We start from the raw sequence: 12,381 nt of genomic DNA, 5'->3' as shown, positions 1-12,381 counted from the left end.
GAAGGCGACCAGCGTGAGTCAGTTTCAAGTGTTCGAAGACGAAGGCGCTGAGACACCTGCGGCTACCCTTTCGGCGCCTGATATTCAGACATCGCGACCATTTGCCATATCGCTTCGTGGGTTAAGTAAATCCTATCGTGACGGAATGGGGATCCACCATGCACTTGACGGTGTAAATCTCTCGCTTGAGAAGGGTGCTATTCACGGTATTCTGGGCGCGAGTGGTGCGGGTAAGACAACCTTGTTGCGATGCCTCCTGCGTCTGGAGCGAGCCGATGCCGGTGAGGTATTGATCGAAGGCTGTAACTGGAACACGCTCTCCGATATGCAACTTCGACGGGAGCGTCATCGGGTTGGCGTGATCTTTCAGCACCTTCATCTTTTAGCTTCGCGAACTGCGGCAGAGAATATCTCGCTGCCTCTGGAGATCGCCGGCATTCGAAAACGTGACCGAGAGGCTCGTGTCGCTGAGCTTCTGGAGTGGTTCGGCATATCAGATAAAGGGAGCGAATACCCTGCTAAACTCTCCGGCGGACAGCGTCAGCGCGTCGCCTTGGCGAGAGCGCTTGCGACGGCTCCCGCAATCCTTTTGGCTGATGAACCGACCTCCGCTCTGGACACAGAGACGAAGCTCTCCGTGCTCAATGTGCTGCGAAGGATTCGCGATGAGTTTGGGGTTACAGTCCTGATCATCACGCATGATCTGCAGGCGGCTGAGTATGTCTGCGATACTCTGTCAATTTTATCTTCTGGGCGGATTGTAGAGTCTGGACCGACTGCCGAAGTAATTGATAGCCCGCAAACCGACGAGGCGCGTCGGTTATTCGCTCCAAGTAGCTCACCCGAAGAGCGGTCTGCTAAGGCGTCGCTTAGAGGCGATCTGTGATGGACTATCAAGCTACCAGTAACTTGCTCCCGCTGTTGCAAAAAGGCACGCTCGAAACGCTACTAATGGTTGGCATAGCCGCGCCCGGTTGTGCAATCTCCGGTCTTTTTCTTGGACTGCTTCTAACCGCGACGCAGCCGCAAGGAGTTGCACCGTCTCGGGTGTTCTATCAAGCGCTTTCTGCGTTTACCAACATCTCTCGGTCTGTACCGTTCCTTATCCTTATCGTTCTGCTGCTACCGGTTACACGGTTGCTGGTGGGGACGTCGATCGGAACGTGGGCGGCTATCGTGCCACTTGTGCTTGGGGGAATGCCTTATGCGGCTCGCCTTGCGGAGGCGGCGCTACTCGAAGTTGAGCCTGGGCTCATTCAGGCTGTTGTTGTTATGGGTGCCTCCGCACCAGAGATCCTGTTAAAGGTCTATTTGCCTGAGGCGCTCTCCGGACTGCTTCGCGCCTTCACGGTACTGTCCATCACGATGATCAACTTTTCCGCGATGGCGGGGGCGGTTGGTGGTGGAGGGCTTGGAGATCTGGCTATCCGCTATGGGTATCAGCGTTTCCGTATCGATGTTTTGGCGGGAACAGTGTTGATTCTGATCGTTCTAGTTCAGGTCATTCAATTCGGCGGCAACTATTTTGCCAAGCGGTTCTACCGTCGATAACACGTCCAGGCGGATATTTGCGTCGTCGCCCGAACTTCAGCCACCGGATGAGATTCGATCATCGATTATCTTGGCCTTTTCATGTAATTGCGCGGTCGTCTTAATGTCGACGAAGTGCTCCTTGAATAGATTCCGCAATTTTTCGTCTGGAAGGTTCTGCTTTTTAGCCCTGTGTGCGAGGGCCCGCGCCATGATACTTACCGGTAGGTCGTGTGCGGGCTCATCTGACATAGCAGTTGTGCCAGGGCTGCAGTGTTTCGCTGGTGGCAGTTCGACTGGCGACCTTGGCGTCTGCCGGGTGATTACGTTCTCGAAGGTAGGAGCGTTTGCCGTGCGTGAGCCGAGTTGCCATTTGTGGGGATCGATCTTCAGGTGATTGAGTATGGTGGCGATGATCGACGTGTGATCGAAAGGTACGTCGGTGTTGGATCGAATGACAGTTCCCGGTTCGATCAGGGAGGAGATGAGGAGTAGAGGCACGCGAACGCCCAGGCGGGTAAAGTCGAATGGTACGGCGTAGTGTGTGGGGGGGGCCGTGCCATCAGACTGGTCCGCCCAAGGCGCTTTGACACCTGTCGGGGGCTCGACATGATCGTAGGTTCCGCCATGTTCGTCGAATGTGATGATCAACAGGGTATTGTCCCAGTATGGGGACGCCTGCAACTTGGTGACGAGGGTATGGAGGAAAGCCTCTCCGCACGCAAGGTTCGCCGGGGGGTGATAGTCATTGCCATTCTGATAAGTGGTTCCACTGTAATCGAGGTTCCAGCAGGGCTCGATGTAACTGAAGGTGGGTAGCTGAGTATTCGGAGCACCGTTCAGAATACGGTAGAACTCATCGATCTTGCGAAAGAACTTATCGTCGTACTTCTGAAGGCTATCGATCATCAACTGCGTGAAGCATTGTGTACCAGGCCCGGTTGGGATGTTCGGACCAGGCCAGGTTTGATGATAGAAGATTGACCAATCTGTCGTGAGCCTTAGTCCGGATTCCCAAAGTACATCCCATAGACAGCGGCGCGAGAATGGATAAGGCGGGATGCCGAGCGAGTAATAGACTGCCGTATCGACCATAGCGGTGTCTGCCTGCCTGTCGTACGTGCCAATCGAATTGCCGGTCAGCGAAAACGCTCTGTTGGCGTCGGTGTTGGACGGCACGGAACAGAAGTAAGCATCAGAGACTGCGAACTGCTTCGCGAGGGTGTTGATGACAGGCAAGGACTCCGGCGTGTAGGCCTGCAAGATGCAGTTCGGCTTTTTGCTCGATGTTGTCTGGTAGTCCGCCAAGAACCCGCCCATGCCATCCGCGATCTGTATCTGGACGTGCTCATAGTCTTCGTTCGGATCGACGTCCGGAATATGTTGACCGTCAGCAGGGCTGATCTTCGACACGTAGACCTTGGCGCCCTGGTTATTTTTGTTCCAGTATGTGTCAGGCTTCAGGCCATTGTAGGGAACCGCTGGAGTGGTCTTCGGAATAAAATTGAGGTGCTGTGGCGGCTCGGAGCCGTCGTGCAACCAGCCCAAGACATTATCCAAAGACCGGTTTTCCAGCATTAGATACACGATGTGTTTAATTTCAGCCACATGGATCTCCCTCTTCGGTATGTCGTTGCGCGCAGAACCATCCCATGGCAAATCACCGCTTGTCGACTGGATGAATCGACTTGTGCTTTGCACATGAGATTTGGTTCTGTCGTGATGGTCCGAGCGGCTCAGATCCGGATTGGATTTGCTGAGCCGCGGTTAAAAAAACATTTGCGTGTGAGGCGATTCTGCCTGGACTCTTGTTCTGCTATGGCACATCTGTGGGAATCACTGTGCACTTTGTATAACCCACGGCATCGTCGGATTGGTTATACAGCCAGGTATTCGCTCCGTCGGAGTAAAAAGACATGGCCCCGCCATGAAGATAGAGGATGCCTTTCTCAATCCAGGTCTGGTACTCGTTCGTTATGTTTTTCCAACTCCCCAAATAGTATGGAGTCGAGCCTTGATAGGATAGCCAACCGTTCGGCGTGGTGATGAACTTCCTGCCCTTACTATCTTTTGCGGCGGTAAAGGATGCCGCCTGACCGGGGTCCGATGTCAGATAACACCACCCGCCGGAATTAATGCCTACGTAGGCAGTGCCAGGTCCGGTTCCAAAGAAGGAAGCGTTCGTGACCTGAATCTGAAAGCTAGGAGTGCTGGTGCTATTCGGCTCGGGGCCTACGAAGGTACCTTGTGGTCCTGATTGTTCGATCGACATGTTCTCTCTCGTATTTGATTTAAAGGACGGGGATCTATTGGAGCGGGGGGCTTATCAATTTCACAATTGATCCTCTTGGCGTCACGTTCTTAAATCAACGCGTGTCCCAAGACGCTAAGCAAGTTTGTTGAGACAAACTGAGAGTAACGACGCAATAGAAACAGTGAGGCTAGGCCCTGTGAAGCTCTGGTAGACGTAGACCAAATGAAGGACGTCGTTGCATCTGGAAAGCATGCCGAGTCTACTTCGAAGAAAGCCAGAAATGCAAGAGATTAATTGGAGCTGTCGGTTGCAGTTGTTAAAGCGACGCTTCGAGCCCCACCAGGACGGCACGAGTTCGAAATTGTCGGTTGTGAGCAACACGATGGCAGCTTCTGTGACGAGCGCCAAAATTGATCCAGTGAGTTATGTCTCCGGCTGATATTGATTCTGATGGTGTGTGCTTCGGACTGAGTTCTAATGAACTGTAACCTGTGAAGGTAGCGTTGACAAGTGCCGAGCTTTTATGATTTAAATGGAAGTTAGTTAGTTTTGAAGTGAGCTGTTTCCGCAACGCATAAGATAAGGTGATGAGACGCTGCGGTGATCGTCGAGCGAAGATCCGCTCCCCACGATCGAGAGGTCTAATCCGGAGAAGGCGACGAGTTGCCGGCGACCCGGTCGATGGCCAACACCCTTCCTTTTTATAATCCATACGTAATGTTAAGTTGCCACATGGTCGGGGCCTTTGTCGCGGCGTGGCGCGAAGAAAGAGTAATTCATGGAGACAACGGCGCAATCTCCCGCATCTCCCGAATCGAGCAGTGAGCGGGTGCAGACCGGCTCAGGTCTGTTCTCCGGCGAGTCGGTGCTCAATCTTTTAAAGTTGATTCTTGCAGGATCCCCATTGTCTGAGGTGCTCGCGATCATTGCCCAATTGGTCGAATCTCGAGATGACGGCACATTGTGCACCATCTGGCTTCCAGACGATGACGGAAAGCAACTTTATTGCGCTGCGGCGCCTAGCCTTCCCGGATTCATCACAGACCTAGGGTCCATGCTCATTGGCCCTAAAGGTGGATCCTGTGGGACAGCCGTTTATCGAAGAGAGCCAGTTTATGTGACCGATATCCTCCAGGACCCGGTCTGGGATCATTATCGTCATCTGTTACTGCCTTATGGAATTCGTGCGGTATGGTCGCGTCCCTTGTTTACGAGCGAAGGTCAAGTCCTCGGGACTTTCGCCATTCATTATCGTGAGGCGCGCAGCCCTGACGCCGCCGACTTGCAGTTGATCGAGAACTCGAGCCACATCGCCGGAATTGCGATTGAGCGCAACCTGAATGAAGAAAAGTTGCGGCTTGAACGCGATCGGTTGCGCCTGTTACTGGAGACTACCAACAGCATGGCATCGAAGTTAGATATGCGTCGTCTGGTAGAGACCTTGTCTACGGATCTCTTGAGGGTGACGCGATGTGATTTTTGCGCCTTGATCCTGCCCGATGTGGACAGTGGGGAGTTGCGCGTAACCACTCTATATAATCCAGAGGCGCGGGGCTCCCTGCGTGATGGGACTATCATCCCCACCCATGGTTCTATCTGCGGCAAGGCCTTCCGAACCGGGAAGACTCAACACTTTAAAAGCTTCGAAGAACTTCGCTACGATCCGGAAAGTTTTGGTAGCAACGTCGGTCAGCGTTTCTATCAACGGGTAATGGATGAGGGCCTGGTATCGGGATGCGACCTGCCGCTTCTAAGCAGAAGCGGCGTAGTAGGCGTATTAGCTGCCCTGACGCGGTCTGAGAGGGAGTTTGGTCGCGATGATATCGACTTTCTTGAACAGGTCGCGCGTCAAGTAGCCATAGCTGTTGAAAACGCGTTGGACTACGAAAAGGCGATAAGGGATCGAGACAAAGAGACCAAACAGAGACTCTATCTCGAAGCGGAAATTCGTGCTGAGTTTGGAAACATTATTGGAGATAGTCCAGCGTTGAAGACCGCGTTGGATCTGGTGTCCATCGTGGCTCCTACAGATTCGAGCGTTCTGATCCTCGGCGAAACGGGAACAGGCAAGGAGCTGATCGCGCGCGGTATCCATAATTTAAGTGGCCGCCGGGAACGGCCTTTCGTCAAACTGAACTGTGCAGCGATACCACTTGGTCTCCTTGAAAGCGAGTTGTTCGGGCACGAAAGAGGAGCTTTCACCGGAGCGGTTGCACAGAAGACAGGGCGCTTTGAACTCGCGGACAAAGGCACCCTCTTTCTTGACGAGGTGGGTGACATCCCACTGGAACTTCAGGCGAAGTTGTTACGTGTCCTCCAAGAGCAAGAGTTCGAGAGACTCGGCAGCAATTACACGCATAAAGTTGATGTCCGTCTGATCGCAGCCACCCATCGCGACTTGACTGCAATGGTGAAGCAGACTACTTTCCGCGAAGATCTTTATTATCGACTGAAAGTATTTCCGATTCACGTTCCGGCCTTGCGCCAGCGAACTGAGGATATCCCGAAGCTGGTCCGCCATTTTGTAGAACTCTATGGACGGCGGATGAATAAAAAGATCGATGAAATTCCTGCTGAGACAATGGATGCATTGGTACGGTATCGTTGGCCTGGAAACGTTCGGGAGTTGCAAAACTTTATCGAACGAGCAGTGATTCTTTCTCCACATACAGTATTACGTGCTCCGACCTCTGAATTGGAACCGTTCAGTAGCTACAAGGGATCAAACGCGCCGTTGACGGGTCTTGAGGATGTGGAACGAGACCATATACTCCGGGTACTCGATGCGAGCAACTGGGTCGTCGGTGGGCGTCACGGTGCTGCGGAGCGGTTGGGGATGAAACGTACTTCCTTGGTTTACAAAATGCAGAAGCTCGGAATAAACCGTTCCGTATCGGTACAACAAAAGATGGTCGACAGTCGATTGCGTTCTGAATGATCCTCGCTTTTACACGATATGCCACGACGTCTTATGCGACGGAGAGCTGACAGTGGCGGGGATCTGTCAGCGTTTCCGTCAGTGATCGTGCGCATTGTGTTCGGCTGCCTGTACCACCAAGCCACCCAAAAATAAGAAATTTATAGTGTCAGATTGCCGATGAGACGGTGTTGTTCTTTGGCGCATTACTTGCTCTATAAAGTCGTGCCGACTTCGAAACCTATTGCCGTGTGACGATTAACTCCCTCGCCTGCACGTACAGACCTACGTCGAAATCTCAATATATGAGTTGTCTCCATGTGTCTTCTTGAGCCGAAATATCAAGCTGTACGGTCAATGACGCGTTCTCTTGTCTCTACTTTGTCCGCCGAGGATCAAATGGTGCAGTCGTGTCCAGAGGCCAGTCCAGTCAAATGGCATCAGGCACACACCACATGGTTCTTCGAGACCTTTGTGTTACGACCCTATCTGACCGACTACCGTCCCTTTCGAGAAGAGTTTCATCGGCTCTTTAATAGCTATTACATCTCGCTGGGTGAGGAGATTCCTGCGAAGAAGCTGCGGTCATCCTTCTCGCGACCATCGCTCGACGAGATCTTGGCTTTCCGCGCGTATGTCGATCAAGAGATGGAAAGGTTGTTTTCCCGCTCCATCGACGAAGAGGCATCGCGGCGCATCTTGCTGGGTCTACACCACGAACAACAGCACCAGGAACTGGCACTGACTGATATCAAGCACGCATTTTTTTTAAATCCGTTGCGCCCCTCCTACGGAACTACAGCTTTGCCGAAGGACTCCACCCGTTCAATCCCTCAACTTGAATGGCTCAACTTTAAGGGTGGACTTATCGAAATCGGTATGAACGTCGAGAAGCCTTTGGACTTTTGCTTTGACAACGAGACTCCGCGCCACAAGGTCTATTTAGAACCGTTTCAGTTTGCGAGCCGCCAAGTCACCTGCGGTGAGTATTTGGAGTTTATGTCTGATGACGCATATACGCGGCCGGCACTCTGGCTTTCTGAAGGCTGGGAGTCGGTAGAGCAAGCAGGCTGGGAAGCACCGCTTTACTGGGAACGACATTCTGGCGATGCAACGGGATGGCGCGTCTTCACGCTCAAAGGATGGCATGGCCTCTCGGAGCTGATCGACACTCCGGTATGCCACATTAGCTTCTTCGAGGCGGAAGCCTTCGCGCGCTGGCGTGGCTGTCGGCTTCCGACAGAGGCGGAGTGGGAATCGGTCGCGAGCAAGGAGCGCCGGCACGGGAATCTGCTTGATACAGGACGGTTACACCCCACGACCGCGAATGGTCTAGGCGTTAAGCAACTTTTTGGAGACTGCTGGGAATGGACCGCCAGTCCTTATGTGGGTTATCCAGGATATAAATCTCTCCCCGGTGCACTGGGGGAATACAACGGTAAATTCATGTCTAGTCAGATGACTTTGCGGGGAGGATCGTGCCTTACGCCTGCGGATCATGTGCGGGCGACTTACCGCAATTTCCATAATCCGGAAACGCGCTGGCAGGTCACAGGAATACGTTTGGCAATTTGAAAGAACTAAAAACGGAGTAGTTCAACCTGGACTAACACATCGAGCGCTTCACTCACATATGTTTACTTGGTCAGCCAGTGTGCTCTACGACGGTCGCTACATCTGAATCCCGTCAGTGTCGGATTTTGGTCGCGGGTTCGTCATGCAAATATTAAGCTTCACTGACCTGCGGCCGCAACCTAAGTATTCGGTGGGAGAGTCACTTAGGTCAAAGAGTTCGATGGTCAATAAATCTCTTTTGCAATGGCCCCCAGGTTGCACTCTTGCTGTGGGCATGCTCCATACATGGGAGCGAGTACTCCTTCAACCCGGCAAGCCAAGTCACATCTGCGCTTGTTGATGCATAAACCACTGATTGTCTTCAACATAAGAACGTTGAACGAAAGGAACAAAAAATGAGCTTCCTTTTAAAAGCTTTGGCGAAGATGGGACTCTTTAAGGGTGAACTCGACTACCATCTCATTCGGGCATCGATGGTAATCATCTACTTCTTTTTCGGATACCAGAAGTGGTTCAACTATGAGGCACAGGGGTTGATCCCATTTTTTACTCATGGACCCCTCATCTTTTGGATGTATCCGGTCTTCGGGATCAAAGGATCCGCCTATTTTTTGGGTGTATCGGAATGGTTGTTTGGATTGCTACTACTCGCCGGTTTCTGGAATAAAATATTGGGAGTATTGGGTGCTCTCGGGTCGGTACTTACCTTCATCACAACGATTACGATCATCCCTTTCATGCCGGATGGCTGGGCAGCGTCGGCTGGTGGTTTTCCCGCTATGGTTGGAAATGTGGCTTTTCTTATGAAGGACGTGGTTCTCTTAGCCGTGTCTTTCTATCTTTTGAAGCAAGACGCATTGAGGGCTTTGCTCGGCTGGGTCGACCAAAGCGTCATCGAGGACGCAGAACATGATGCGCGACCCCAAGGGGCGAGTTCTCAGTAAACGCGGGCGATAGGGATACATTCTGCCAGCAAATAATGGGCAGATCGCCGGAGGAAAATAATGAACTTACGAAGTCTATTAGAAGAAGCGCAAAAGAACCGGAAGGCCATCGGCCACTTCAATATCTCTGATTGGATTCTGCTGAAAGCTGTATTTGCGTCAGCTCGAGAGTTGAAGGTGCCGGTAATCGTCGGTGCATCGGAAGGTGAGCGGGCATTTTTAGGTGTTGCGCAAATCGCGGTTTTGGTAAAGAGCCTGCGTGAGGAGCATGACGTTCCTATCTTTCTCAATGCCGACCATACACATTCCTTGGATAGCGCAATTGCGGCAGCCAAAGCTGGATTCGATTCTATTGTGTTTGACTTATCCGCACTGCCATTTGAGGAGAACGTCAAGCAAACCAAGCAGGCAGTAGAGGTACTGAAGTCGATTAATCCGATGATCCTTGTAGAAGGAGAGATCGGAAACATCGGAACAGGGTCTGAGATTCACGAATCGATGCCTGAGCTCTCGAAGGTGCTTACTGCTCCAGAAGAAGCGAAGCAGTACGTAGAAAGCACCGGAGTTGATATCCTTGCTCCAGCGGTCGGCAATTCGCACGGGATGCTGCAAGCCATGGTGCAAGGGGACGCAAAGAAACGCCTTGACATAAAAAGGATCCGGGAAATTAAGAGTGTGTCTGGAAGCTTACTGACCTTGCACGGCGGTTCCGGAACAGAAGACCACGATCTCCTGGAAGCTGTTGCGGCGGGAATAAATATCGTTCACATCAATACTGAACTGCGTGTTGCATGGCGACACGGTCTGGAAGACGCCTTCGCCAAGCAGCCGCGAGAGATTGTTCCCTATAAGCTGTTGCCTATAGCAGAAGAATCGGTCAAGCAGGTGGTTCTCGCGCGATTGCGACTATTCAACCAAGTGCGAGGTTAATCGATATCCCAGTAAGGGCGCTCCGAATCGGAGTTGAGTGAATCCTATCTCGGGTGGTATACCGCAAATGTTGTCTATGACGAGCGGCCGCACGCGACAAGCTAGCTCGCTGTGACCCTTCTTGCGAGGTGCGGGGCATTCTGCTCAACCATGCATTCTGATTCAATGGGTCTGACGCTAAGTGTCGAAGTACCGTGGGCCGAAACTGTTGATGATGCCCTTTACGGAATTTTTCTAATTGGGATTCGAAAAGCCAACTGCGGTGCCCAACGATACGACTAGATTCTGACAGTGTTGGTCGTCCGTCGCGAATTTGTCAGTCGGAGCTTGGTTTTATGCTCTCCTCTCGAAGGTATATTGCTGTGCGCAAACGACTTATTTTTTTTGCCCACTTGAATCGGGGTTGGCGTGTTGGTTGCACTGCTTAGCCATCGGCTAGGTAGGGCCATTCGGCTTCGTGTGATGGAGTCGCTGTTGGATTGGCAGGGCGCCTATCAGCGGATCATCAACACCAACAGATCAAGGGGAGCCTTTATGAGTCAGATAGTTTCAACGTTGGCAGAGTACACCTCTCCAACCAGTTTCCAGTCCGTCATTCCTGTTGCATCCGTACACAGGGTCGAGGCAGACGGCATCAAGATCTTCTACCGATCGGCCGGAGACGAAGCCGCACCTGTGCTGCTCTTGCTTCATGGGTTCCCCACATCGTCCTTCATGTTCCGCGACCTTATGCTCCGCCTCGCCGACAGCTACAGGGTGATCGCGCCGGATCTTCCTGGATTTGGATTTACGGAAGTTCCGGAAAAACGAAAGTACACGTATTCTTTCGACGCACTGGCTGGAACGCTGGAGGCCTTTACTGGCGCGCTCGGCCTCGAGCGATATGCGATTTATGTGTTCGACTACGGAGCGCCGACGGGCTTCCGTTTGGCAATGCATCACCCGGAACGGGTTACAGCAATTATTTCGCAGAATGGTAATGCCTACGAAGAGGGGCTCGGCGATGCTTGGGGACCGATCAGGACTTATTGGGCTTCGCCCACGGCCGAAAACCGGGATGTGATCCGGAAGAATATCTTGACTTTGGAAGGAACTCGCTGGCAGTACACGCACGGTGTTGCGAATCCTGACAGTGTGGCTCCGGAGTCTTACACGTTAGATACGGCTTTGCTAGAGCGGCCAGGGAACAAAGAGATTCAGCTTGACCTGTTCCTCGATTATGAATCGAACCTTAAGCTTTATCCCGCCTTTCAGGAATATTTTCGAAAGTCAAAGCCCCCTTTGCTAGCGATCTGGGGCAGGAACGATTCGTTCTTTATCCCTGCGGGTGCCGAGGGCTATCGAAAGGATTTGCCGAAGGCTCGCATTCAGTTCCTCGATACGGGACATTTTGCAACAGAGACGCACTCCGCAGAAATTGCCACTGCGATAAAAGAGTTCTTAGAGGCGAACGGCATATCTCTCCGGAAAGGTAGCGGTGTATGAATTCTCTGCAAGACACAACAGTCGTACTGGTTCACGGAGCATGGGCTGACGGAACCTGCTGGCAGAATGTCATTCTGCCTCTGAGGCACCAGGGGTTCAAGGTAACGTGCGCTCCAATTCCCCTTACATCGCTCACGGATGACATAGCCGCTCTCCAACGCGTGCTAGAGAGAACGACTGGTCCGGTAATACTAGCCGGCCATGCTTACGGCGGTGCTGTGATTGCCGGGTCTCATGACAGCCGGGTAAAGTCACTGGTCTATGTGGCGGCGTTGGCGCCTGATGAGGGAGAGACGGTCGCGGATGTGTTTTATCGCGCCGAGCCGCATCCGGACGCTCCGCGCCTGGCGCCTGATGAGCACGGTTTTATCTGGATGCCAGAAGAAGGTTTCAGTAAGGCGGTGGCTCATAGGGTTTCGCAAGAGCAAGCAACGATCATGTTTGCGGTTCAGCGGCCGATCGCAGTGAAATGTATCCAAGAGAAAGCCCCTAGACCCACATGGGGTACGAAACCGTCGTGGTATCTTCTCGCGGAAGAGGATCGCATGATTAGTCCAGAGACACAGCTTTACATGGCCAATCGTATGGGCGCTACTGTTCGCTCGCATCAAGTAGACCATTCTCCAATGCTCACCGCACCAGATCTTGTGGTTGAAGTAATTTTAGAAGCTGCACATCAAACACTTGGTGATTGAGGGCGCGTGTGGAGAGGGACATGGTTTCTTTTCGCAACAATTGCGACATGC

At 52.4% G+C, this 12,381-nt stretch carries 10 protein-coding genes; 8 read left to right on the top strand and 2 right to left on the bottom strand.

All coding sequences use genetic code 11. From position 1 onward, the window contains the following. Positions 1-13 precede the first annotated feature (13 nt). Together HB393_RS05535 and HB393_RS05530 are read left to right on the top strand one after the other, a co-directional pair. Positions 14-886, top strand: a complete 873-nt coding sequence (locus HB393_RS05535; protein ID WP_213804170.1) for an ATP-binding cassette domain-containing protein — start codon at positions 14-16, stop codon at positions 884-886. Beyond that, the gene (locus HB393_RS05530) at positions 886-1,551 is read left to right on the top strand and encodes an ABC transporter permease subunit (protein ID WP_213804169.1); all 666 of its coding nucleotides are present in this window, start codon (positions 886-888) and stop codon (positions 1,549-1,551) included. Before HB393_RS05535 ends, HB393_RS05530 begins: the two co-directional genes overlap by 1 nt. A gap of 36 nt (positions 1,552-1,587) precedes the next feature. Here HB393_RS05530 and HB393_RS05525 read toward each other — a convergent pair whose 3' ends face one another. Next, positions 1,588-3,138: an alkaline phosphatase family protein gene (locus tag HB393_RS05525; protein WP_213804168.1), complete on the bottom strand. Its 1,551-nt coding sequence runs from the start codon at positions 3,136-3,138 to the stop codon at positions 1,588-1,590. A gap of 208 nt (positions 3,139-3,346) precedes the next feature. Further along, the gene (locus HB393_RS05520) at positions 3,347-3,802 is read right to left on the bottom strand and encodes a hypothetical protein (protein ID WP_213804167.1); all 456 of its coding nucleotides are present in this window, start codon (positions 3,800-3,802) and stop codon (positions 3,347-3,349) included. Positions 3,803-4,562: 760 nt separating this feature from the next. Between HB393_RS05520 and HB393_RS05515 the strand changes: the two genes are divergently transcribed. The 6 genes from HB393_RS05515 (at position 4,563) to HB393_RS05490 (ending at position 12,330) form a co-directional block, all read left to right on the top strand. Beyond that, complete coding sequence (locus HB393_RS05515) at positions 4,563-6,722, top strand: sigma 54-interacting transcriptional regulator (protein ID WP_213804166.1); 2,160 nt, start codon at positions 4,563-4,565, stop codon at positions 6,720-6,722. A 297-nt stretch (positions 6,723-7,019) separates the two neighbouring features. After that, positions 7,020-8,276 carry an ergothioneine biosynthesis protein EgtB gene (egtB, locus tag HB393_RS05510; protein ID WP_213804165.1) on the top strand — a complete coding sequence of 419 codons (1,257 nt, stop codon included), beginning with the start codon at positions 7,020-7,022 and terminating at the stop codon, positions 8,274-8,276. 395 nt (positions 8,277-8,671) lie between these two features. After that, positions 8,672-9,220: a DUF417 family protein gene (locus HB393_RS05505; RefSeq protein ID WP_213804164.1), complete on the top strand. Its 549-nt coding sequence runs from the start codon at positions 8,672-8,674 to the stop codon at positions 9,218-9,220. 60 nt (positions 9,221-9,280) lie between these two features. After that, entirely contained in the window at positions 9,281-10,150 is an 870-nt protein-coding gene (locus tag HB393_RS05500) for a class II fructose-bisphosphate aldolase (RefSeq protein ID WP_218623899.1), read from the top strand. A gap of 474 nt (positions 10,151-10,624) precedes the next feature. Then, positions 10,625-11,635 (top strand): alpha/beta hydrolase, encoded by a 1,011-nt coding sequence (locus HB393_RS05495; protein ID WP_255550836.1) that lies wholly within the window; start codon positions 10,625-10,627, stop codon positions 11,633-11,635. Continuing rightward, positions 11,632-12,330 (top strand): alpha/beta hydrolase, encoded by a 699-nt coding sequence (locus HB393_RS05490; RefSeq protein WP_213804163.1) that lies wholly within the window; start codon positions 11,632-11,634, stop codon positions 12,328-12,330. The genes HB393_RS05495 and HB393_RS05490 overlap by 4 nt, the downstream gene beginning before the upstream one ends. The last annotated feature ends 51 nt before the right edge of the window (positions 12,331-12,381 follow it).

The organism is Granulicella sp. dw_53 (genome assembly GCF_018449545.1).
In the GTDB taxonomy this organism is placed as follows: domain Bacteria; phylum Acidobacteriota; class Terriglobia; order Terriglobales; family Acidobacteriaceae; genus Edaphobacter.
The sequence above is the reverse complement of the archived record's forward strand: the minus strand, read 5'-3'. Positions and strand labels throughout refer to the sequence as shown.

Excerpts from the sequence above, each read along its gene's own strand:
- HB393_RS05500 (WP_218623899.1), top strand. The coding sequence starts at position 9,281 with ATGAACTTACGAAGTCTATTAGAAGAAGCGCAAAAGAACCGGAAGGCC.
- HB393_RS05515 (WP_213804166.1), top strand. The coding sequence starts at position 4,563 with ATGGAGACAACGGCGCAATCTCCCGCATCTCCCGAATCGAGCAGTGAG.
- HB393_RS05490 (WP_213804163.1), top strand. The coding sequence starts at position 11,632 with ATGAATTCTCTGCAAGACACAACAGTCGTACTGGTTCACGGAGCATGG.
- HB393_RS05520 (WP_213804167.1), bottom strand. The coding sequence starts at position 3,802 with ATGTCGATCGAACAATCAGGACCACAAGGTACCTTCGTAGGCCCCGAG.
- HB393_RS05505 (WP_213804164.1), top strand. The coding sequence starts at position 8,672 with ATGAGCTTCCTTTTAAAAGCTTTGGCGAAGATGGGACTCTTTAAGGGT.
- HB393_RS05530 (WP_213804169.1), top strand. The coding sequence starts at position 886 with ATGGACTATCAAGCTACCAGTAACTTGCTCCCGCTGTTGCAAAAAGGC.
- egtB (WP_213804165.1), top strand. The coding sequence starts at position 7,020 with ATGTGTCTTCTTGAGCCGAAATATCAAGCTGTACGGTCAATGACGCGT.